The organism is Cyclobacterium lianum (assembly GCF_900143075.1).
Classification (GTDB): Bacteria; Bacteroidota; Bacteroidia; order Cytophagales; family Cyclobacteriaceae; genus Cyclobacterium; species Cyclobacterium lianum.
This window is the reverse complement of sequence record NZ_FRCY01000022.1, coordinates 1,629-26,680: the sequence shown is the minus strand read 5'-3', so window position 1 is coordinate 26,680 and position 25,052 is coordinate 1,629. Positions and strand designations below refer to the sequence as shown.

The window sequence follows — 25,052 nt, the reverse complement described above, 5'->3', positions numbered from 1 at the left end:
GTTTTCCTTTACATCGGAAAAGGACGTACTTGTCATCAAAAAAAAACCGGACTTTGATCCGGTGGTTGTTTTCTAGGTACTTTTACATCAGTTTGGAACAGGCAAACCTGATTTGGTGGTATTTAGGTAGAGACCTTCGAAATCAGGAAGGAGGAAAGGATTTTGCAAAACGGGGGCTCACCTGGCCCGTTACCTTACTTCCGTTGGTCAGGCTAAGATCAAATTCAAGATAATCCTCAGTGACGATTACCTGTCCTGATGTAATGCCATGTTTTTCCTCTGCTTCTATCAAAGCATCGCCATTGTCATCAAAACCTACCACCACATCTGAGATAAAATATTTATCTTCAATATCGGACAAATAGGCTTCATAAGCTTCAGTACTTCCCCAATCCCTGAATTCTCCCACAAATTCATAGGTGCCTGATTTAAAGATATCACTGTCCGGAGTGCTTAGAAAAAAAGACAGGGTAAGTGGCGGATCACCGGCAGGAATATTGTAATTGTTTCTCTGGCTGAATACGTTTTCGTTGGGTATCAGATAGGCATGTGAAAAATGCCTGGGCCGGTAAATTTCTGTTCCATAATCCCAAATGACACCGTTGGTAAATGTATAAGGAACGCCGTCATAAAAAATCGTAAAGGAATTTTGCGGGACCATGTCTTCATCTTGCTTACAAGCCTGAAAAACAACCGTAAAAAGGATCAATGGCAGCAGAATTGGTAATCTTTTCATGTCAAATGGTGTTTTTAGTCTTACATCGGTGAAAAAAATTAATGTCATCAATCTGCAATTGTTTTTTACCTTTTTTTCCGCTCTACTGCTCACAGCTGTAGAGTTTGAATCGCTCAGGCAAACATGCCCGATTCGCTACAAAACAATCATTATCTTTTTAAAGGCCAGGAGGATGAAATTCGACAATTCTCTAATGGCCTGCCTGTATCAACTAAAATGGGATTTTTTCTTAAAGAAAATCAAAAAGCTCAACAGTATGAGTACAAGGATACCCATCAGCCAGATAACCAGATTCTCTGTATTCGCCAATTCAGCGATTGGTTCAGGGGATCCAATTAAAACAAGGCCCGCCCAGTACTGTGGAGAAAGCGTTCGGCCGCTTGCCTGGGAAAGATAATTGAGCTTGGCCTCTTTAAGGGCCTTGTCTTTTGGCAGGCCTTCTGCCAGGAGAGCCAAAAAGTAATCGGTAATTTCCAGACTGGATTTTTCATCAATGCGCCAGAGTGAAGTCAGCAGGCTTTCAGATCCGGAATACTGAAAGGCGTGGGCAAGTGAAATCATTCCTTCCCCAGGTTTGTACACAGGCTTGGCCGTTTCGCAGGCAGTGAGAATGGTCAAATTCGCATTCAGGTCTGTATTGTAAATCTCATAGGCGTATATGGAATTTTCTTCTTCTGGCTTACCTGTTTTGGCTAAAATGATTCGGGACAGCCCCGGGCTGATGTTGTTGGACTCTGCATGGGAGGCGATATGGATGATCTTATGGTTTCCTGCATTTTCCCTGAAAACTTCAGGGGTGGATTGCTCCCGGAGGTAGGTTTTTCCGTTAAAATGATCCGCAACCCGTTCGATCAGGTTGATGGCAAAGGGTTGGGGCAAAAGGGATAGATAGGAGCGGTCCAGGTTAAGCGAGTCTCCGTCAAGCGAGTTGAGGTACTTTTCCTTCATCGTATCTAAAAATCCCGGCGCAAAGGCCACATACCTGGCGGTGATGCGATTTGTTTTTTGTTCGGTTAACATCCAGAGGCTGTAATGATAGGAGATGCTGTGTTTGGCCAATAAGCTGTTACCTGAAAAACCTCTGTAATCCTTCGGTGGTTGAGGGGTGAGTAGGTCAAAATTGAGGTTGAAAAGTACACCAGCGGGCACGATAAATATCTGCTCCTGAGTAAGATGTGAAGCCAGAGGCTTCCAGAGCTGATCATACAAAGCAGTAGTGATCTTGCCCAGTTCCTGAATATTGGTCCAGTTTTCCTGAAGTTTGTTGACCAGATTCTTGTCGAAATCCAGATGAAAAAGCTTCCTTTTCCCGTTAGCAAATACCAGGGCTTTCAGCCTTTCTTCTACAAAGAAGTAACGTACAACCTGAAGTTCCCGGGGGAGTTTTATGCTATCGGCGGGGAAAGAGGCATAGCGCATCTTAAAATACCCGGGGTGATTTTTTTCCAGGTTTTCCAGAAAGGTCTGCCAGTCTGAACTGAGTGCATGATACTCGCTCAAGTCGCCACCTGCCTCGAGAAGCCCATTCAGATTTTGCCTGAGCTCAGCTTCCATCGCCTGCGTTTCCGCTGGTAGTCCGGCAAATCTGATGTCCTGGTATAGATCCAGTTGAGTCCGGATAAGGTTAAATACACTGGATTCCTGAACTGAAATTAATCCGTCAAGGTAGCTCTCATCTCCGGTTTTTTCGAATAGCTCCAGTTGAATTTTTTTTACAAAATTTATCAAATCCAGGTTTTGGGCGATCAATATGGTACGGTCCTCAGATTCAGAAAGGAAGCGTTTCCTCTCTTCCAGTATGGTCATGGCCTCCAGTAATCGTTCCAGTGTCCGTTCAAGAAATGTGATGGATCTGTTTTTCTCCAGCGCATATTCTGATTGTGCCTGCAGCAGGATCGATTGTGGCTTGTCATAATTGATCCTTATAGCATCTATGTCAGATGCGGATAGCTGCATCCGTTTGTCCAATATTTCCAGGCTTTTTTCTGCCTGCTCCTGTGCTTTTCTAAAATCGCCGAGATGGAAGTATACCCGGCCCATATTGAGCGTCTGTAAAAAACCAGGCATGGATTCAACACCATTTACCTGAACCATATAATCCAGGCCTTGCCGGGCCCATTCCAGCGCGAGATCGGGCTCGTTGTTGCCGGCAAAAAAATTAGCCGCATTGCTCAGAAAATCCATATATACAAAATCGAATTTTTTATCATATGCCTTTTCGAAAAGCTGTCTGGCTTGCAAGTAATGGTTTTTTGCTGCTGATATTAGCTTTTCATCCTCCTGAATCAGGGCAAGGGTATAATGTATGTCACCCTGCTGCATAAAAAAATCTCCGTCGGCCTCCTGAATAATCCGCAAGGCTTTATACAGATAGTCTTTGGCTACTTCACGGTCGTCCAAAAACCGGTACGTTTGTCCTACCTGTATCAGGCTCTCTGTTATCTCAGGGTGTCCGGCAGGAAAATGTTCTTCTTTGGCTTTCAGGGTGTGTAGCTGCAGTCTCAGCGCTTCTCTGTAGTTCCCGATACTCTTATAAACCAGTGCGAGATTCATTGATCCATGAAAAAGCGAGAGGAACGCCCGGTCCCTTTTGGGGTCATCCGGCGCATTGTCAATAAAATATTGTGTATTTGAAATGGAAGACTTTACCCTGCGTATGCTTTCCTGAACTTCTCCTTTGACGTCATACACGGCGCCAAGGTTTCCTTCAATCATCGCCCTTCGGTAATACTGGTTTGTAGGGGTGGGCTCCATCCTGTCCAGGTAGGCGATGCCTTCCAGCCAGTAATACTCAGCGGAATCCCACATGGCGGAAAACCAATATCTGGCCCCCAGGTCATTGAGCAGGTTAAAATAATTAACCGGACTGGTTTCCGGATCCTGCTCGTAGCCTTCTTTCGCTTTCAAGGTGTGCTTTCTGGCCTTTTCGGGGTTACCCATTTGGTTTGCGATCACTCCCAGGTTGCTTTCGATCAAAGCCCACTCTGCTGGCCGGTGATCGGCAATCTGGTAGGTATAAGTCAATGCGGTTTCATTGGCTTCATATGCCAGGGCCGGTTTTCCCGCTTTGATAAAATAAGTGTGGATTTCGAGATAAGCCTGCCGCAGGTCTCTGGGGTCATCGCTTTCTTTGACGATGCGGTCCAGCCAGTATCGGGCGGCCTCCAATCCCTTTTGCTGTCCGAATCTGGCCTCTGCAATAGTCCCGGCGAATGGGATGAAGTAACTTAAATTTAAAAAATCCTCGCGGGCAAGGTAATAGGCTGTCGCCTGATCTAATCGTGCCTGCGCCAAAGAGAGATCTTCTTCGGTAAGGGCTTTTTGGATAGCGGCGAGCTCGGCATCTATATCCTGGGCAATGGCACCTTCCAGCAGGATAACCAGGCAGCCGAACAGAGTAATGAGTGATTTCATCGTTCCTGGAGGGTTTTTTTAAGCTTGTCCTTACCGGGATGGGAAGACTTTTCCAAATGGATCAATGCGTTCTCGTAGTCCCGCTCCAGCACATCTAAAAGGGCCAGATACCAGTAGGCCTCACTCCTAAAGCCACTTCCATCGCTCTCCGCCACTTCTTGCAGATGGTGGCGGGAAAAGCTTAAATTTTTCGTTTCCAGATAGGCAGCACCCAGAAAATAATTCAGGGTATCATTTCCGGGTTTGTCATCCTGCAGCGATTCCCATCTTCGTATGGCCGCTTCATAATTTCCTGTTTTGTAATCCACCATTGCCCGGTCGAAGTCGTAGGCGGCGGTGCTGCCCATAGCGGTGATCAGCCCCGGGTCTGCTTCGTAAAATGCTTCGAATACCTGTTCATTGAAATCCGGTCTCACCCAGAGCCACCAGCAGAAAAAACCTCCAATCAACAGGACGGATGCAGCAATGCCGTACCTGAGCCAAATGCCGGGAGGCTTTTTCTGCCTACCCTGCTTCCTTACCCATTCCTGATGGAGATCATTCAATTCCTCTCTGAAAGCGATTTCCTCGATTCCATGGAGCATGGTTTTTACTGCACCTACCTTTTTTGTCAGGTCCTTATCTTTTTCAAGTTCCCGCTCGAAAGCAATTTGCTCTGCTTTTCCCATGGAATTCAACAGGTACCTTTCGATTTTTTCAAATTCTTCCTGTGATATGGATTCGGGTATATTCAATTCAGTCTTCGATTTTTAACTTGCCTTTTATCTTTTCTTTCAGCCGCTGCATGCATCGGTACTTGTTGTTTCGGGCCGTAGCCTCGGTCCAGTCAAATGCTGCTGCAATTACTGATAAGGATTCTTTTTTGTAATAAAACCGTGTAAGGAGTTTTTTGCAATTGTCTCCGAGAGCGCTGAATGCAGTCTCCATTTCAATAATCCGAGACTCTCTGTCTTCATGTTCGTCCGTTTGGCTCTCCTGAAAGGTATCAAGCGTTACGGTATTTTTATATCTGGAAGAACGGAGGATATCGAGCCATTTGTGCCTGGCTACCTGATACAGGTAGCCCTGTATTGCAGTTCCGTTTTCTGGTTTGAATTTACCGGATTTTACATTTTTCCATAGGACGATGAATGCTTCCTGGAAAATGTCTTTCGCTTGTTGCCGTTCGCCATTATTTGCCAGGACAAATTTTTCCAGTTTTGGAAATTGGTCCTGATAAAGCCATGCGAGAATTTTGCTGTCATTGATCCTCAAGCCCTCCAGTATTTCCTCCTGGGTAAACTTTTGAAAAGTATATTGCTGCATGATTTTAAAATTACAGAAATATACAAATAAATGTTTTTTATCCCAAAAATCTACTGATTTAGCCTGAATATTTTTTTACGATTCATTTTGATTTGATTGACTATGATCATTTATTCGGATTATTACCTGAGAATGCTGCCCCCTTTTCTGGCAGTCCAAACCGGACAGACGGCAACTGTCCTGGTATTACAATACTTGTTGATTGACGTTTTTTATCGTGAAACAAGTCTAAATTTTCATCGATATCATTTCAAAAATGTCATCAAATTATTTGAATTATTTTATTTTTTAATGCAATGATGAATCAGAAAAATGGATCTGTGACAATGTGCGCCGCTTAGGCCGACATGATGTTGAGGCCACTTGCCTCCATTCCTGTCGACCAACAACAAGGATCCGGATGGCCTGATACAGTCTGTTGACTGGTGATCACCTTTTATATACGATGTAATCTGTGACCAGGGGACTCAGGCCATGTTGTCTGAAATCTGCGGCAATCTGGCCACGGTGATAGGTGCTGTGGTTGATCAGGTGAAAAAGGATATCCCGGACCTGGTTGGTAAACTTCTGTCCTTTCGAATTACTATAATGGATGACTTTATCCAAAGCATAGGTCTGCAGGATGGCCAGGCTGTGTGCATGATTGGTTTGGGCAATTTCAAGTTCCCCCTCCACAGCCCGACTGTCCCAGACGCCCGGTAGCGGTTCCCTGGGATCAATACGGTTGTTCCAGATCTGATGGGCATTGAGCAGGTGGTTGTATAATTTGAGGGACCTCTCAGGAATGCTATCCCTGTTGTCCATCATTGCGGTCCAAAGCCTTTGGTTGCAATCATGTCCGTAAAGCAACAAATCTTCAAAAAAATCTTTCATTGGTATCAGGTTTTCGCCAGTTGGTCCAGATTTCAGGTTCCTCACTGAATCTGCCTGCTGAAGAAACCAAATATAATGGAATGTTCGCAAAAAATAAAAAGGGAGACCATTCCGTCTCCCTCGTGAGCCCGTAAGCAAATCAGTACAATACCCTGAATCGAATCGTGCCGTTTATCGCCTTCAATTCGTCGATTACTTCGCTGCTGTAGGCTTTGTCAATATCGGTAATCACATATCCGATTTTCTCATTGGTTTTCAGGTACTGGCCCACGATATTGATCTCATAGTCTGCTAAAACCTTGTTGATCCTGGCCATGATTCCGGGTTCGTTGAGGTGAATGTGTATCAATCTGTGAGCATCCTGAAGAAAGGGAAGCTGAATATTCGGGAAATTAACGCTATTATACGTGTTGCCTGTGTTGATATATTCAATGATTTTTCCAGGCACAAACCTGGCGATATTTTGCTGCGCTTCCAGTGTGCTTCCGCCAATGTGCGGCGTAAGGATGGTATTGGGCAATCCGATCAATTCTGATACGAACGGCTCAGAGTTATTTTTGGGCTCACTGGGAAAAACATCAATGCTTGCGCCCGCCAGATGACCACTTTGCAGCGCATCTCTCAATGCCGGTACGTCCACCACATGACCGCGGCTGAGGTTGATCAGGTAGGATCCCTTCTTCATTAAACCGAGTTTTTCCCGGTCAATCAGCATTTCGTTAGACTTCCGCCCATCTACGTGGAGGGTAATCACATCACAAGTGCTGAGGAGTTCGTCCAGGGAATCCACCTTAGTAGCATTTCCCAGTGCCAGTCGCTCTACCACATCGTAATAGTATACATCCAGTCCCATGCTCTCTGCAAGTACCGAAAGTTGGGAGCCAATGTTTCCATACCCGATTATTCCCAGTTTTTTTCCTCTGATTTCGAAACTGCCGGATGCACTTTTATCCCAAATCCCCTGGTGCATGCTGCTGGTTTTGTCCGTAAGCCTCCGCATCAGGAAGATGATTTCGGCTATAGCCAATTCCACTACAGAACGGGTATTGCTGAATGGAGCATTAAACACAGCGATGCCTTTTTCCTGGCAGGTCTCTAGGTCAATCTGATTGGTGCCGATACAGAAAGCACCTATCGCTATCAGCCTGTTGGCATTTGCAAGCACTTGCTGTGTCACCTGCGTCTTGGAGCGAATGCCAAGCACAGATACCTTTTTGATTTTCTCTGCCAATTCCTCCTCAGATAGCGCAGAACTAATCACCTCTACATTGTACCCTTCTTCCTTCATCAGCTCAACGCCAATGGGATGCACATTTTCCAGCAGCAACACATTGATCCTGCTCTTGGGATAAGAGAATTTCTTATTCATTTTATTGACATACAAGATTTCGTCTAAACTGGGAGCGATATGGTCGGCTTTAGAAGATACATTCGCCCGGTGTACGTTTTCGGTGAAAGCGTAAAATTTGTTGGCAACCCCCGATGCTTTGATTTCATAATCGGTATATCCGTCTCCGATCACATAAATATCGCCTTCTAAATTTAGCTTCCTGATGGTCTCCGGTTTGCCATTGTTTTTCGAAAGTGGATTTTCTTTATTGAATCCCGTGATTTCTCCCGATGCGCCATATTCAAATTCATTGGCAAATACATTTTCCGGCTTAATACCATATTCCGTAACGATAGGTACCACAAAATCCTTGAAACCATTCGATATAATGAAAATATCTTCGGCGTTTTCTTTAAGAAATTCTTTATTTCTTTGAAATGAGTCCGAAACCTTCTGCTTTAATGCGGAAATGAGTTCGTCAATCTGCTCTTTATTGGCATCCAAAATCTCCAGCCGTTGCACCAGGCTTTCCCTGAAGGTAAGTTTTCCTTCCATGCCCTGGTCGGTGATGTCCTTAATGGCCTGAAGTTTCTTCGGTTTTTCGGGGTCATCTTTCAGGCTTATTTCACCCAATATATCCAGGGCCTCCACCTTTGTAAAAGTACTGTCAAAATCAATGATGAATTTTTTTGTGACGGTCATTTTCAGCATTTTTTTAATGAGTTGCAAAATTAATAGATTCTCAGCGAAATTGAAGGTATTGCCACAAAATAACTTTTGCGCATCAGAGATGACAAAAATGAAGAATGATAATACCTTTGTCAGCTCGGGACCGGGGTTTTGCGTCGGTTGCCCTGATTTAGCAGACGGGAGCCTGGTCCCCGCTATGGCGATACCGGGAACAGGAAACCAGGTATATGGTGTTTTCATCCATAGCCGATGCCAAAAGGGTGTCGGAAATTTACGATTGCGAAGAACAATTTTTATGGGACGCAGTTGCCCATGAGGGTCGTTTTTCTTTAATCACATTCAAAATCAGAAAAAACTCGATGTATTCTTATGCCATTAGCCATTGACAATATCAGGGTAGGACGGGTATACCGGCTCGTTAATTTTGGGGAAATCCGAATGCTGCAGGTGATGGAGCGTACCGGCCGGGAGAATTTTAGGGTCAAGGATTTGGATACGCTGGAATATTACGAATTGGAAGAGCTGTTGCGCTGGGGCAAAGGCAAAGATTATGACCTGGATGAGATCCGTTAACTTACAACGACAATGACAAAGAAAAAGAGTCTGACAAAGGCCATTATAGAAGGGAAGTGCCCCAGGTGTAGAAAAGGAAATATCTTTCCGGTTGCTATGAGCAGCTTCAGAAAACTGACAGCAGTCAATTCGTCCTGTCCTCAGTGTGGCGTAGAATTGGTCCCCGAGCCAGACTTCTATTATGGCGCCATGTATATCAGCTATGGTCTTTCGGTAGCGCTGTTTATCGCGGTAATGGTAGCCCTCAATTTGTTTTTTGACGATCCTGAACTGATGGTGTATATCTTATCGGTTCTTTTTTTTAATGTGATTTTTCTACCGCTGATGCTGCGTATTTCCAAGGTACTCTATTTGTATGGTCTGGGAAAAATCAGGTACGAACCGGAAAGTGAGTAAGCACAAGCCCCCGGCAATTAATCAATTAAAGTGAAAAATTTTTCTTGTAAGTAAAACTTACTTTTTGTTTGCTCGTATATTGCTTTGTAAAGTTTTACTATCATTTATCGAATGGAACAGATTTTAACGCGTTTTGTTGTTCCCGTAAACAATGAAATATTCCTGAAGGACCCCCTCAGTTCAGAACTGGGTAAAAGAATTATCCGAGAAAGTCCTGCTCTTATCGTGCATTTGGGCATGGAAAGTTTTAATTTCAAGCGACTTTCGGAAACAGTAGGTAGCACAGAAGCTGCCATCTACAGGTATTTTGAAAACAAACATAAATTATTGGTTTACCTGACCAATTGGTACTGGGGATGGCTGGAACATAATCTGGTATTCGGTATGTCTAATCTGCCCGATCCGCTGGACAAGATGAAAATAGCGATTCAGCTATTGGTAGATGGGCCGGTCTATGAGAAAAACGAGTACATGGACATCCCGAATTTGCGCTTGCTTGTCACGCAGGAATCATACAAGGCTTTTTTAACCAAGGAAGTGGATGTAGAAAACAGCAGTGGGTTTTTCAAGCAATTTTATAGATTCACCGACCGTATCGCAGCAATTGTGAGCGAAATCAATCCCAAATACAATTATCCCAAAACCCTGGTCTCCACATTGGTAGAATCCACTTTATTGCATGCTTTTTTCTTGAAGCACATGCCCAAAATGACCGAATCCGGACTCGTAGGAGAGCAAAAGCTAGGATTTTATTTTGATTGGGTATTTAAAACTTTAAAAGATGAATGAAAATCTGATTAATACGCCATTAAAAAGATTTTTCAGCCTGCTCAGGGATGAAAAAAAAGAGATTTATGCCATTTATTTTTATGCCATACTGAATGGGCTGGTGTCCCTTTCCCTGCCTTTGGGTATACAAGCTATCCTGAATTTCATTTTGGGGGGCAGGATGACCACTTCCTGGGTATTGCTGGTAGTCATCGTTGCCTTGGGAGTGATCTTCGGTGGTTACCTCCAGATCAGTCAGCTTTATCTCACGGAAAAACTACAACAGCGGGTCTTTGGAAAATCCGCCATGGAGTTTGCTTACCGCCTGCCACGGATCAAGACGGAAGCACTGCGTGGTAAATTCCCACCTGAGCTTGTCAACCGGTTTTTTGATACCGTAGTGCTGCAAAAGGGGCTGTCCAAAATTCTGATCGACTTTAGCACGGCATCGCTTCAGGTGTTTTTTGGTCTGATACTGCTGTCTATCTACCACCCTTTTTTCATCATTTTTTCGTTTGCACTGGTGTTTATCCTCTATCTGATTTTCAAATTGACCAGCCCCAAAGGGATGAAAGAAAGTCTCAAGGAATCTACCGCAAAATATGAGCTGGCCTTTTGGCTCGAGGAAATTGCCAGAACCCTCGGAACGTTCAAATTGTCCGGATTCTCACCGCTTCCCTTCAGAAAGGTAGACAAACTGGTGAGCAACTATGTTGGTTTCAGGAATTCCCACTTTGCAGTGCTGATCCTGCAATACAAGGTAATGATTGGGTTTAAGGCAGCCATCATTGTCACCCTGTTAGTGGCAGGTAGTATACTGTTGATGAATAATGAAATCAGTATTGGCCAATTTGTAGCAGCTGAAATCATCATTGTGCTGATAATCAATTCTGTGGAAAAGCTGATATTGAGCCTGGAAACGGTGTACGATACCCTGACAGCGACCGAGAAATTGGGCTTGATCATGGATCTGGAACTTGAGAGATCCGAAGGCGTAGACAAGGCATTTGGACAGTCTGCGGAGGGCTTGTCGTACGTTTTCAGGGAGTTGACCTATCATCCCGAAGACAAGAAAATGCCAAACCTCAGTAGAATCAACGTTGAAATAAAATCAGGAGAAAAAGTTGTGGTCACCGGAGAAAGCGGGTCCGGAAAAAGTACCTTTTTACAGGTCATGGCCGGGTTGATCGAGGATTATCAGGGCAATATCATCGTCAACAAACTACCTATGGATACGCTTTCTCTCGAGAAATTGAGATCCATGATCGGCGACAGCCTTTCCAGACAGTCTATTTTTCATGGCACCATACGCGAAAATATTACGGTAGGAAACGATAACGTTTCTGAGCAAAAGATCCGGGAAATCCTTGAGGTTGTAGGCTTAAAGGATTTCATCTACGAATTGAAAGATGACCTGGATACCGTATTGCTGCCGGAGGGCAAGCATCTGAGCAATGCGTACATCAGTAAAATCATTCTGGCCAGAAGCCTTTGCTTCGATCCCAAGTTGCTTTTGCTTGAGCAGGAACTCAGTTACCTGAACGACGACGAGGTGCAGACCTTGTTGGATTATATGTTTGCAGCCTCCTGGACAATGGTGGTGGTATCCAGAGATGAAAAGATCCTGCGCAGGGCGGACAAAATCCTGGAATTAAAATCCGGATCCCTGGTTTTTGAGGGCAACTTTAATGAATACGAGAATTTTAAAAAGAACGACAAAAGATAACAGCCATGCTTAATATATCTAAAAACTCTGTAAAAGGGTATATCAACCCCTTTTTGTTTGATAGTTATCGCATGACCATTCCCAGTGATCAGAGCAGAAAGCGTGTGAGGGTTCTTTTGTACATATTGTTGGCAGGGTTTGTATTTCTCTTTTTACCCTGGACCCAGAATTTTCGCTCGCAGGGAATGGTCACTGCCTTGAAGCCAGAACACCGCCCGCAAACGGTACATTCGGTAATACCCGGTAGAATTGAAAAATGGTATGTACAGGAGGGAGATTTTGTGCAGCAAGGCGATACCATATTGTTTATATCTGAAATAAAGGACCAGTACATGGATCCAGAATTGCTGGAGAGGACAAGGCTGCAGGTAAATGCGAAGGAGCTCTCCGTGAAGTCGTATGAGGAGAAAATCAAAGCGCAGGAAAGGCAGTTACAGGCGCTGGCCGAAAACAACAGGCTCAGAAAAGAACAAGCACTGAATAAACTGCAACAGGCCAATTTGAGTGTGGAGTCCGATAGTATCATGCTGGAAGCAGAGAAGGTTAATCTGACCGTGGCAGAGCGCCAGTACGAAAGGATGGAGACGTTATACAATGAAGGGTTGAAATCCTTGACCGACCTTGAGGCGAGAAGGATCAAACTACAGGAATCACAAGCAAAAAAGATCAGTGCAGAAAACAAGCTGTTAAGCAGCAGAAACGATGTCATCACTGCTACGATCGAACTCAATGCCATTGACAATGATTTTCAGGACAAGCTGGCAAAGGTCAATTCGGACAAGTTTTCTGCCCTTTCCAACCAGTATGACGCGGAAGCCACTGTCACCAAATTGAGAAACGAGCTGTCCAATTATACGGTAAGGTCGGGAATGTACTACGTTCTGGCGCCACAATCCGGCTATGTGACCAGGGCCATTCAGGTGGGTATTGGTGAAACGATCAAGGAAGGAGCCGAAATCGTCAGCATCATGCCGCAAAATTATTCCCTGGCCGTTGAAATGTACATTGATCCGATTGACCTTCCTCTGGTTAAGGTCGGCAATAAGATCAGGTTTATTTTTGATGGCTGGCCGGCGATCGTTTTTTCCGGTTGGCCCCAGCTCTCCAATGGTACATTTGGAGGCAGGGTATATGCCATTGATAATTTCACCAGTGCCAATAACCAATACCGGCTGCTGGTCGTTCCGGATCCAGATGAAGAGCCCTGGCCGGAGGCATTGCGGATCGGCTCCGGGGCAGACGGTATCGCCCTGCTCAATGATGTACCGGTCTGGTACGAAATATGGCGCCAGATGAATGGTTTTCCACCTGACTATTACACTTTAAAAGAAGTCAGAGAAATGAAAAATCAGAAAAAATGAAATACATATTGATGCTATTTTGTTTGGTATGGTTTGGGAAAATTGAAAGCTCTCAGGCTCAGGAAACACTCAATTACACTGACTTTATGGCCTGGGTTCGGGATTACCATCCGGTGGCCAGGCAAGCTGAACTCAACCTGGAACTAGGCAGGCAGGAAATACGGATGGCCAGAGGAGGGTTTGATCCCAAACTGTATGGTAACCTGGATGAAAAGCAATATCAGGGGACCGAGTATTACAACAAGCAGGAGGCCGGTATCCTGGTGCCCACCGTTGGCGGAGTAGAGCTGCAGGGTACCGTAGAACGCAACACCGGTACCTATCTGAGCTCGGAAAACACCGTGCCTGAAAATGGGTTGTTTGCAGTCGGTGCCGCGGTAAATGTGGGGAAGGGGCTTTTTATTGACAAGCGAAGAGCGGCCCTGCAACAGGCCAAGATTTATGCTCTTGCCAGGGAAGAAGAAAGAAAGCAAACTTTGAACGATTTGTATCTGGACGCTACAGACGCCTATTGGCGCTGGGCCGGAGCATATGCCGATCTGATGGTTCGTGAAGAAGGTTTACGTCTGGCCTCCATCAGGTTTGAAGGGATCAAGTCGAGTTTTGAACAGGGAGATTTGCCGGCAATTGACACGGTAGAATCGTATACCCAGGTATTGAATAGATCTATAAGCTTGCAGGAGGCGGAAAATACGTTCTTTGCCAGAACACAGGAGTTAAATGTGTTTCTGTGGGACGATGACCAGAATCCCCTGTACCTGGAACCGGGCATTTATCCTCAGGTGCTGGCTGAATATGCTACCGGTATTCCGCAAATTGATGCATTCAGGGAGCTTATTTCCAGCCATCCTGAGTTGCGTTTGCTCGATTATGATCTGAATTACCTGGAAGTGGAAAGGAGGTATAAAGCCGAGCAATTGAAACCCGAGGTGAAGCTCAAATATAACTTTCTCACCGAAACTTTTGGAGGCCTGGAGGGAATGGGTTTTCTCGAAAATAACTATAAGTTTGGTGTGAAGATCTCCACACCCCTGCTCCTGAGAAAAGAAAGGGGTGGATTGGGCTTGACCAAAACAAAAATCAGCATGGTCAATAACAAGAGAGATCTAAAATACCAGCAACTCAGGGCCAAGCTGGAGCAGGAATTCAACACCTTTCAGGTACTCATCAACCAATTGGCTACTTTTCGGGCCAATATAAACGGTTTGGAACGGCTGCTGGAAGGTGAACGGACAAAATTTGAAATGGGAGAAAGTTCCCTGTTTTTAATTAACGCCCGGGAAACCAGCCTCTTTGATGCGCTACTCGTAAATAATTCCCTGTTTGTAAAGAGAAATATAGGTTTTTCAAAAGTCCGGAATGCTGCTGGCCTGGGTTTTGAGGTACCCTGACCATGAGTCCAGGATTTGTTTTTAGGTGGCTGGGATGGCCTTTTCGATATGCGTTTTCTAAGATCAAAAAAAAGATCGGTAAACTCGATCGGCTAAGGCTAGAAGTATTTTTGGCACTCAGCAATGGCACTGAGGTCCTGGTGAAGGGCAGGGTAGTGGAAGCCTACCGGCAGAGCCGTCCTTCCAGTAAGAAATCTGCACTTCAGAATATATTGGCTACACTGCGCAGGTATGCGGGCAGTAGTGTGCCGGACGCCAGGGTCAGGGTACAGTGGGGAAACTTTGAAGAAGTGCTGATCACTGATTCGGAAGGGGTTTTTGAGTCATTGCTGCGCCTGCCATCGCAGGGAGAGACGGTATCAGATGTCATCTTCCTGACATTGATACCCGAGGAGGGCCTGGTACCTGAAAAGGAGCACGTAGAGCGAAAGGTGAGGCGCATCGATTCGTTTTATCCACGAGCGGTAATTTCAGATATTGATGATACTGTCATCATTTCCAAGGCCACTAATTTGGGTGAAAAATTGTGGTTGTCCGTTTCCAAAAATGCATATACGAGACGGCCATTTCCCGGGGTGAGTGAGTTTTATCAGTTGATCACTAGAGCGGGTCGATATCCGGTGTATTACGTATCCAGTAGCGACTGGAATCTTTTTGACCTTATCCGCGATTTTCTTGAGTACCGAAAAATTCCCCGGGGGCCGATTTTACTCAAGGATGCACATGTAAATCTGAAAAACATTTGGAAATCCGGTGGGGGCAACCATGATCACAAATTGGAAAAAATCCGCTTTCTGATGGATTTTTTTCCACAGCAGCGATTCCTTTTAATAGGAGACAGTGGACAGCATGATCCGGAACTGTATGCAGAGATCGTCAGGGAATTTCCAGGAAGGGTCGAGGCGGTCTATATCCGGAGAGTAGGTAAGAAGGATCCGGAACGGGAAAAGGTGCTGAATGAGCTGCTTTCTCCAAATCAGGTAGCCTGGGTGAAAACCACGGCCGAAGCCATGCAACATGCCAAAAAGCATTTGACTTTTTCCTGAGAAAACAAGTTCATGTGTGCGCCGGTCAAGGCTGGTATTTTCTGCTGCGATGGTGAGCCGGATCAAGCAAGCGACAGCAAACAATGCGCCTGGTTTTGCTCCAGAGTAAGAATCTTCAGGTCCACTTTCGGAGCCTGCAACCCCGGGTAAACTTTGTATGGTGTAGCTTATCCGATGATTATGCTGCCGGGTAGAAAAATGGCCGAACCTACCACCGATCCTGACCTGCCCTTGCTGGAGCGGTGGCAGTAAATAATCGGCTTTTTCTCAGCTTTTGAATGCTCCATAGCTATAGTAGGTATTACCCGAAATCTTTCGAAAAACCAACCTGCTATTTTTGTTTTTTTAGAATACTGGTAATTTTGTACCTAAAAATCAGCAATTAGTACCTTCTGATTATTATTTTATAGGTTTTAGTTTTAAAAACCTGATTCTTAAGACCAAATTTGTTTGGCCGTTATTTTCCGTAAAAAAACTGATCAGGGACGGCACCCGCTATCTATGGAAGTAAGTTTACTCATATTTATCAATATATTATTTTTGGCGACCGTCAATGCCACCATTCTTATTGCAATAAGTCACAGGACGGGTACCAAGACCTACCTTCTGGGTTGGTCTTTGCTGTTTTACAGCCTGTTCTTTCTTGTCTATTTCTTGTGGTTTCATGCCGGATGGATTTTACGTTTCCCCCATTTCATTCGTACGGTAAACCCCCTGATGTTTTTGACCGCTCCATTTTTCTATTTTTATATCCGAAATACTCTTTTCGACAGGAATGGTTTGGTTTTCAAGGACAGCCTTCACTTTATTCCTGCCATATTGCATGTGCTGGACCTGATGCCATTTTACTTGCTGAGCTATGAACGCAAGCTGGAACTGGCAAAAATGTTTGTGGAGGATCCCGGGACTTTAAATCTGTATGCAGACGGATTTGTCCCCACTTATGCGGTGGACAGCTTCCGGATACTACTGATGTCCGCCTACCTGGCTTATTCCCTATGGCTCATGTACCGCTACCAGCCGAACTGGATCAATCCCCTGCACAGAGAGGCCCTGAGAAACCCACTTTCCATAGCTACCTTTCTATTTGTGCTGATTACTTTTGGGTATTTTTCCTATCATACCTTCTGGATGATTGAAGCACTAGCCGGTTTTCAGTTTCCCGGTTTGCTGTCATTTTTTACCTGGGTTACGGTGATGGGCATTGCCGTTCTGAGCATATATCTGCACCTGAATCCGGAAAAATTGTATGGCCTGCAGCGCAATCAACCTGCAGACCCGAGAGATATCTCCACTGTTGTCAAAGATCTGGAAAAAGAGGGAAAAGCAACTCCTGATGTAAAAAGTAGCGATACGGCCAGGCGGATAAATGAGTTGTTAACCCAAAAGCAGGTTTTTCTCAGGCAGGATTTAAAGGTAGGTGACTTTGCTGCCATGGCCGGTGTGAATAGCAGAGACTTGAGTATGCTGCTTCAAAATGAATATCACAAAGGCTTCAGGGAACTGATCAATCACTACCGGGTGGCATACGCCATTGATAAATTGAAAGAAGGGTATCTGGATAGTCGCACGCTTGATGCTTTAAGCAGGGATAGCGGCTTTAATAGCAGGGTCACTTTTTTTAACGCTTTCAAAAAAGAAATCGGGCTAAGCCCAAGTGAATATTGGTCCAGGTTTCAGTCTGGGGAAGATTTATCCTGAACCCCTGATTTATCTAAATAAGCTACCCTGGAAGGAAGGATGTCAATGAAAATTATCACCCATTTTTTCGGGTTAAATGAACACGGGCCTGAGCCTTGATACACCCTGTTTTTGGTTAAATGGCTATCCAATTCGAAAAACTGACAAAATTATATCTTTTGCAAAAAATTAACACACAACTTTCCTGAAGTGAAATTTGTATTTCCTGTTCTGTAAAATGGACTTTTCTGACTAGGTGTTAAAATAACTGCTTTTGCTGTACTTTTTCAAAGCATATTTCTACAAACCCACCTATCTTTCCGACCTGAATCTTAAGTTATTTTTAAAATTTCAGCATAAAGCAATGACCAGCACGCTTTCCAAAAAGCCAGTTATCAGGCCCAGCCAATAGCTGGATTTTAATATAACAATACTTTTCCAATTTCTATTGGTTTTCCCTTTTTCATTTGGGATGGAGACCCATGACTTTGGACTTTTTATAAAACAGTATCCTTTTTAGTAAACCATACCGCAATGAAAAAATCAATACCCTTTTTAAATCTCGAAAAGTTATGGAGCTATGCCTTCTTTATGATGTTTTTGGTTGTTTGCAGCTTATTTAATGGAACGTCTCAACTTTATGGGGAGAATCTTCTTAAGGAAGAATCAATTAAGGCAAGTTTTATACCTGGCAATGGGTCCGATGACTTTAGATCGTTTTTTGCCAAAGAAAACAGGAATACAACTTACCCTGCAGACAATAACCTGAACAGTTTGGGTAATAGCCTAAGGTATGATGGGACGAAGCGTTTTTCAACGCATTTCACCCCCGCATCAAATACCATAACTTTTGATGCGGAATCATTCACTGCAGGTCAGGAAATACCCGACAACCATAATTTCTCTGCAATTGGAAAGTCCTTTAATATTTATGCGGGTACGTTTGATGGAGGTGTCTCCGGAGAAGGAGGAATGTGGTACGATCCCGGCGACGGCTCGCTTAGCTGGAATACGTTCCCAACTGAATTTGGAGATGGCGGTTTTATCCTGTTGGATCATACGACGGACATCAATCGTAGATGGTATGATCCTGAAGCCTTGATTATCAAAACCACAGATGGCTCGGATTTCAAGTTTACCAGTTTTAAATCACATGACGCAGCCTGGGATTCCTGGGGGAATTACCTCAAAATTACCGGCTATAAAGATGGGGTTGCACTGGGTTCTGAAAGTGTTGTTATTGTTTCAAATGCAGAACCCTATCACTCAACGGTAACCTTAACTGATCCGTTATTCGGCAGTGTAGATGAGGTCCGTATCAGCCTCGATAAAGAGAATCATCCAAACTACCCGTATAATGGCGATACGGATATGGATGGCCTGTACCAATCTTTTGATACGTTTGTGGTTGATAATGCGATAATCAGTAATTCAGCTCCGACCGTTACCACCTTAGCCGCATCCTCCATCACTGCCGCTGGAGTCACCCTAAGCGGCAGCATAACCGATGATGGCGGAGACCCGGTAACCGAACGTGGTTTTGTGTATGCAACCAGCTCCGGTCCTACCACCTCAGATACTAAAGTACAGGATGGTAGTGGAACAGGTTCTTTTGAAGAAGCTATAACCGGTCTTTCCGCAGAAACTACGTATTACGTTCGAGCCTATGCCATTAATGGAGAAGGTACGAGTTACGGAAGTGAGGAGAGTTTCACAACGAGTGCACCAGCTCTTACGCCCCTCCAATCATTGTACTGGCCAAACGAAAGTAACGACAAAATAGAAGGGATTTCTCTGACCGGTTCAAGCCGGCAAGATATTGTAACTATTGCAAGCTCGGGGTCCGTTATTGCTGTAGACATTGATCACGTCAATGAGAAAGCCTATTGGTTTGATCAAACGGATTCAAAAATTTATAGATCCAATCTTGACGGAACCGGTATTGAAGAATTTGTATCAGATCCCGGTTATGCAACCACCATTTTTGTAGATCATGTGAATGAATACTTGTATTGGCCAAACAATGGCAGTGCAAAAATTGAACGGATCAAACTGGATGGAACCGGACGAGAAGATGTTATTAGTGCAACGGATCCAATTGGTATCAGCGTAGATGTGGGTGGGTCGAAAGTGTACTGGTATGATCAGACTAATGGGAGCATATACAGAGGTAATCTTGATGGAACTGGTAGTGAAGAATTTATCTCCGATCCGGGTTATGCTACTACGCTTTATATTGATCAAAAGAACAACTATTTGTATTGGCCCAATGATGGTGCTTCTAAAATAGAGCGGATTAAACTGGATGGATCCGACCGAACAGATATTGTAAGTGCTACCAGTCCTACCGGTATCAGCGTAGATCTGAATAATTCAAAGGTGTATTGGTATGACGGCACAAACGGTAACATCAACAGAGCAAATCTTGATGGAACCATCAGTGAAGTATTTATCTCCGATCCCGGTTATGCCACTACTCTCAGTATACCCTGGGAGCTGCCAGCCACTACTCTCCCCACAGTGGCCACTTCTTTGGTTAGTTCTATAACAGCTACCGGAGCCACACTCAGCAGTGAAGTTACCAGCGATGGCGGAGACAACGTAACCGAGCGTGGTTTTGTGTATGGCACCAGCTCCAGTCCCACAACAGCCGACACCAAAGTACAAGATGGAACCGGAACGGGTGCGTTTGACGAAGCTATTACCGGCCTTTCCGAAGAAACCACTTACTATGTTCGTGCCTATGCCATTAATGGAGTGGGAACGAGCTATGGGCCTGAGGAGAGTTTTACGACTGCAAGTGCTGGAGTTTTATTAAGCTCCAGCCCCACTTTAACATTTACGGAGAACTCCACAGATATAACGGGAGACAACATGGCTACAGATGGAGAGGGAGGATCTCAACTTATTACTGATATTGATATCCAGGTGTTCAATATCTCTGATGAGGACGGGACGTTCCTGAATTCCCTTTCCTGGCAAGCCAATGGCTTTTTGTACAGCGGTGATGCAAGTTATACAGGTCTTACCCGTGAAGCTAACGCAGGCTCAAAAGGAATGGCTGTTAAATCATCGGACGGTAGCGAATTCCGGCTTATTGGGTTCAAGTATTACAACTGGGGAGAATCCAACTCTTTTACCAATACCATAAAGGGATACCGGGACGGAACCCAGGTGGCTTCGATGACATTCGACGGCTTTGATTCAGACTATGATCCCATATCGGTTACTTTAGATGCATCATTTTCTAATGTGGATGATGTAAGGATGTATATCAGTGATCCTGGATGGAATGGAGATGGTACTACCAACCACAGCATCAATAATATCCAGGTTACATCACCTGTTTCAACAGTGCCGCCCACCGTCACCACATCAGCCGCGTCCTCCATCACCGCCACCGGGGCCACTCTCAGTGGCAATGTAACCGATGATGGCGGGGATGCAGTAACCGAACGCGGGTTTGTCTATTCCAGTTCGGACAATACTCCAACCATTGGAGAAACCGGAGTAATCCAGGTGATTGCCGGAAGTGGAACAGGTATTTTTAATGAAACTCTTACAGGCCTTAATGCATCCACTACCTATTACTACCAGGCCTATGCCACCGATTCACAAGGCACCAGTTATGGGGGAGTGGAGAGTTTTACCACACTGGCATCACACTTAGAGAATTTTTCATGGTCTGCAGATAACCTTGCTGCAAGTGCTACAGGGGTTACGTATACCTTCAATTATGAGATTGTTACAGCAAACCCCACCAGTTTATTGTATGCGATTAATAGCAACGGATGGGAACTACCATTTTTGGGCTTAAGTGGTAATGGCTATTACATTACCGATCTTGAGAAGGAAGATGTTACCATTAAAATCAATAATGTAGAGATTGACAGGGTGGATTTTGGTGTTCGAAATTGGAGCAGGTCATTGATCGATATTAGATTAGTGGATCCAGCTTTGCCCTCCGGATCACTGGTAGAAATAACAATCGAAAATGTAACCAATAAAGAGGAAGGATCCTCGGCATGGACCTGGATTAGAACGGCAACAAGTGGTGGACATGAGTTGGATGGAGCAGCAGATCCCGACCCTATCGTATTGGAGCCTCCATCTGCAACCGGTGCGATAACAATTACCAATGATCCCAGTGATCCTGCTTCTGATTGGCATCTAAGTGGCGGAACATTAATTCCACTGGTTGATGGGGCTAAGGTCAATATAAGCGAAGTTACCAATGCTTTGGCTTCAGGTGATCTCATCATTGAGGCGGAAACTGATGTATTTATTGAGGCCACGGTTGCACCTGTTTTGGCAGCAGCGAGAAGCCTTACTTTGCAAGCAGGTGGTAATGTAGTTCTCAGACCTGGAAGTGAGATCACTGCTACCGGAAACCCCCTTAATCTGATCCTTTGGGCAGATGCAGATGGTGATGAGAATGGGGTGGTTTGGTCTGATTGGAACACTACTTCACAAGGCGCATCTATCCATACCAATGGAGGTCATCTTTGGATGGGCGGTGGATCCGGATCTACTACCTGGAATGGCCTGACTGTCGGTGATGGAGTAGCAAGAGGAAATGCGACCAACTCGAATGGAATCACATTGGTCAAGACGGACATTCAAACCAACGGTGGAAATCTGGCATTCTATGGAAGGGGCAGGACCGGTGCTGCCGCTGGTATCTCTGTACCTGCCAATGAATCAGGTACAAGTTCTGGTACAGGATACAATATTAACGGGATACGTATCATTGGCGGTACCCAGATCAACTCCGGAACGGGCACAGTGTACATGTACGGCTATGCAGATGCCAGTTCCGGCAATGCCAATGGAATTGAGATGAGTCAGGCACCTGGCGGACCCGGCCTGATCACCAATGCCAATACCACCGAAGAAGCCATTATTCTGGAAGGTTATGCAGAAAACAATCCTCTGGCTTCCAATTCCTGGGGTGTATACACCCATTATTCTACGGTACAAAATACAGCAAATGGCACCATACATATCAAAGGTGGAGGAGCCAAACAATCCGGTGTCACCATCGCTGCAGGTGGAGCCGTATTATCTCAATCAGGCAAGATTATCCTTGAAGGTACTGCAGCCGGTACAGCAAGCCCCTACCCGGTTTTGATTCAGGGAGCAGTTGGGCAGAAAGTTGGTTCGGATGTTACCGCATCCAGTGCGGCTATTGAAATCATTGGTGATAAACTCAATATCAGTGGATCAGCTCCGGATGGAAGCATAGCTTCTTCCGGAATTTTAGCGATCAAGCCCCTAACAGCAGGTACAACGATTGGAATCGGTGGTACATCAGGAACACTTCAATTGCCTGCGGTAATGTTTAATACCCATTTCGAAGATGGCTTTTCGGAAATCCTGATAGGTGATGAAAATGCCGGACTGATTAAGGTAGAAGGCACGTTAGTTTACCAGGATCCACTTACATTTAAAACGAATGGAAGTATTGTTTTTGCCTCGGATGCAAATGTAAGCAATGGTTCTGCCAATGCATTGACGCTCTGGACTCGTGCAAGCGGAAATAATGAAGCCACTGATGCCATTTATGGAACAATATGGATGATGCAAGGTGCTGCCATAAACACCAGTGGTGGAGATGTGACCATGGGGGGTGGTGCTGATCCCACAGTTGGGTTTGCATTTGGAGATACCAGTGTACCTTCAAATGCTGAAAATAATGCCCGCACTCGTGGTGTGGCCATGAATGGAGCAGTTAATGCGGATGGGGGTAATATCATTATAAATGGTAAAGCCTCCAATACTGTAACACATGCCAGAGGAGTAAATATTGCAGGAACGGTATCAACAAATGGAGCCGGGACTATCACAGTAAGAGGAGTAGGAAATGGGTCTTCAGACGCAATCGCTTTGGGAGATAGTTATTTCACTCCCGATGCTATAGGAATATTGGAAGCAGAGACGGGTATCATCAGTTTGGATGGTAAGCCATCAGGCTCCACCCGGAATGGGCTAAACATTTCAACATCCGGTTCATACATTAAGACAGGCGGAAATTTTTCAGTCGTCACGACAGGTAGACTCTCTGCCAGCAGCGGTGCTTTGCAAATTGGTGGTACTACTATCCTGGAAGCTGTTGGTAATATTCTCCTGACACATGAAAGTAATGATTTCGGAGGCAATTTATCAGTAAGCAATGCGGCTGATGTCCAGGTTACAGATCAAAATGAAATGGCGCTGGGAGCCATTAATGCAAGTGGATTGATTGATGTCTCCACGTTAAGTGGAAACCTTACACTTTCTGGAAATCTGACCACGAGCTCAACGTCAACAGATGCTATTGTACTTAATGCTGGTAAAAATGAATCCATTGGTGCAGAGACTGGCGGAGATATTATCCTGTCCGGTACGCCTACTATTTCCACGGGTTCTACCGGTATTGCCAAGCTGTTTAGTGGCTCCGAAGCCACGAGCACAGGACTAACTGACTTGGCAGGGGGGATTGCCAATGTCCGCAAAGAAGTGGATGAAACGACGACAACCTTTGTACCTGTTTTGGAAGCTGGAAACACCTATGCCTTATACCGTTACCAGGATGTTATCCAATTGACCCTGGATAGTCAGGAATTGATTACCACCAAAACTTATGACGGAACCACCAGTGCCGTAGTGTCGGATATCCTCCTGTCGGGAGTTCGGTCAGGCGATGAGGTGTCCGTGACAGGGGAAGCCACTTACGAAAACAGCGCGGCTGGCACAGGAAAGACCCTGACAGTAGTTTACACCCTTAGCGGTGCTGATGCGGCCAGATACAAAGCTCCGGAAAATACCGTGGTGAATAACGGGCAAATTCTGGCCCTGGAACTGACCATTTCCGGAATTAGCGGCAACAATAAAACCTATGATGGAAGTACTACTGCTTCCGTAAGTGGAACAGCAGTTTTGAACGGAGTTTTGGCAGGAGATCAGGTTACCTTGAACGGTAGTCCAGTCTTCACTTTTGACGATCAGAATGTCTGGACTACCATTCCCATCACCACCTCAGGTTATACACTTGGTGGGACAGATGCCGAAAACTACAGTTTGACTCAACCGACAAACTTAAGTGCGGATATTACCCCAAAAGCACTGACGGTAATTGGTCTGAGCGGAAATAATAAGATCTACGACGGTACCACGAAAGCAACCGTAAGTGGCGAAGCCGAATTGGCTGGCCTTATTCCCGGGGACGATGTATATCTCATGGGAACGCCCATTTTTGAATTTGAGGACGGTAAGGTTGGTGCTGTAATTGAGATCTCGGCTTCCGGATACGAAATAGACGGAACAGATGAAGGCAATTACATACTATCTCAGCCGACAGGTCTGAAAGCAGCAATTTCGCAAAGGCCAATTGAATTGACGGCAGACAGCAATACAAAAGTGTATGACGGTACGCCGTTAACCGATAGTGGCTACACGATTACCTCCGGAGTGCTGGCGTCTGACCATAATATTGCACTTGTTACTGTAACAGGAAGCCAGACAAATGCAGGTACAAGTACAAATATTCCTGGTATGGCTGTAATCAATGATGTTTTGAATACCGATGTTACCGCGAACTACAATATCAGCTATTTGAATGGAGCGCTCGAAGTAACCCCAGCTCCTCTGACTATCACGGCTGATGATAAAAGCAAGGTTTACGGTGATGAAAACCCAGGCCTGACCTTCACCTATACCGGTCTGGTCAATGGAGATACGGAAGTAAGCACCGAACCTGCCATCAGCACCACAGCTACGGCAAG

At 45.0% G+C, this 25,052-nt stretch carries 15 protein-coding genes; 9 read left to right on the top strand and 6 right to left on the bottom strand.

Translation table 11 applies throughout. The annotated features are described in order from the left end of the window. Positions 1-142: 142 nt before the first annotated feature. The 6 genes from BUB19_RS22585 to serA form a co-directional block, all read right to left on the bottom strand. The gene (locus BUB19_RS22585; RefSeq protein ID WP_073098006.1) at positions 143-736 is read right to left on the bottom strand and encodes a hypothetical protein; all 594 of its coding nucleotides are present in this window, start codon (positions 734-736) and stop codon (positions 143-145) included. A gap of 207 nt (positions 737-943) precedes the next feature. Further along, entirely contained in the window at positions 944-4,150 is a 3,207-nt protein-coding gene (locus BUB19_RS22580; RefSeq protein WP_073098004.1) for a CHAT domain-containing protein, read from the bottom strand. Further along, positions 4,147-4,884: a tetratricopeptide repeat protein gene (locus tag BUB19_RS22575; protein WP_073098002.1), complete on the bottom strand. Its 738-nt coding sequence runs from the start codon at positions 4,882-4,884 to the stop codon at positions 4,147-4,149. Before BUB19_RS22575 ends, BUB19_RS22580 begins: the two co-directional genes overlap by 4 nt. A gap of 1 nt (position 4,885) precedes the next feature. Continuing rightward, complete coding sequence (locus BUB19_RS22570; RefSeq protein ID WP_073098001.1) at positions 4,886-5,455, bottom strand: RNA polymerase sigma factor; 570 nt, start codon at positions 5,453-5,455, stop codon at positions 4,886-4,888. A 429-nt stretch (positions 5,456-5,884) separates the two neighbouring features. Next, positions 5,885-6,328: a DinB family protein gene (locus BUB19_RS22560; protein ID WP_073098077.1), complete on the bottom strand. Its 444-nt coding sequence runs from the start codon at positions 6,326-6,328 to the stop codon at positions 5,885-5,887. Between the two features lie 139 nt (positions 6,329-6,467). Then, the gene (gene serA, locus BUB19_RS22555) at positions 6,468-8,360 is read right to left on the bottom strand and encodes a phosphoglycerate dehydrogenase (RefSeq protein ID WP_073098076.1); all 1,893 of its coding nucleotides are present in this window, start codon (positions 8,358-8,360) and stop codon (positions 6,468-6,470) included. Positions 8,361-8,717: 357 nt separating this feature from the next. Between serA and BUB19_RS22550 the strand changes: the two genes are divergently transcribed. The 9 genes from BUB19_RS22550 to BUB19_RS22510 all read left to right on the top strand — a co-directional run. Beyond that, entirely contained in the window at positions 8,718-8,921 is a 204-nt protein-coding gene (locus BUB19_RS22550; RefSeq protein ID WP_073097997.1) for a hypothetical protein, read from the top strand. A 12-nt stretch (positions 8,922-8,933) separates the two neighbouring features. After that, positions 8,934-9,317 carry a DUF983 domain-containing protein gene (locus tag BUB19_RS22545; protein WP_073097996.1) on the top strand — a complete coding sequence of 128 codons (384 nt, stop codon included), beginning with the start codon at positions 8,934-8,936 and terminating at the stop codon, positions 9,315-9,317. Positions 9,318-9,428: 111 nt separating this feature from the next. After that, positions 9,429-10,106 (top strand): TetR/AcrR family transcriptional regulator, encoded by a 678-nt coding sequence (locus BUB19_RS22540; RefSeq protein WP_073097994.1) that lies wholly within the window; start codon positions 9,429-9,431, stop codon positions 10,104-10,106. Then, the gene (locus BUB19_RS22535; protein WP_073097992.1) at positions 10,099-11,811 is read left to right on the top strand and encodes a peptidase domain-containing ABC transporter; all 1,713 of its coding nucleotides are present in this window, start codon (positions 10,099-10,101) and stop codon (positions 11,809-11,811) included. The genes BUB19_RS22540 and BUB19_RS22535 overlap by 8 nt, the downstream gene beginning before the upstream one ends. 5 nt (positions 11,812-11,816) lie before the next feature. Further along, positions 11,817-13,172, top strand: a complete 1,356-nt coding sequence (locus tag BUB19_RS22530) for an HlyD family secretion protein (RefSeq protein ID WP_073097990.1) — start codon at positions 11,817-11,819, stop codon at positions 13,170-13,172. Next, a complete protein-coding gene (locus BUB19_RS22525) occupies positions 13,169-14,563 on the top strand; it encodes a TolC family protein (RefSeq protein WP_073097988.1) in 1,395 nt (464 codons plus the stop codon). The genes BUB19_RS22530 and BUB19_RS22525 overlap by 4 nt, the downstream gene beginning before the upstream one ends. A gap of 2 nt (positions 14,564-14,565) precedes the next feature. Then, a complete protein-coding gene (locus tag BUB19_RS22520; RefSeq protein ID WP_073097986.1) occupies positions 14,566-15,609 on the top strand; it encodes an App1 family protein in 1,044 nt (347 codons plus the stop codon). Between the two features lie 501 nt (positions 15,610-16,110). Then, the gene (locus BUB19_RS22515) at positions 16,111-17,310 is read left to right on the top strand and encodes a helix-turn-helix domain-containing protein (protein WP_143156138.1); all 1,200 of its coding nucleotides are present in this window, start codon (positions 16,111-16,113) and stop codon (positions 17,308-17,310) included. A 513-nt stretch (positions 17,311-17,823) separates the two neighbouring features. Then, positions 17,824-25,052 (top strand): YDG domain-containing protein (locus tag BUB19_RS22510; RefSeq protein WP_143156140.1); only part of this gene is annotated, 7,229 nt, incomplete at its 3' end.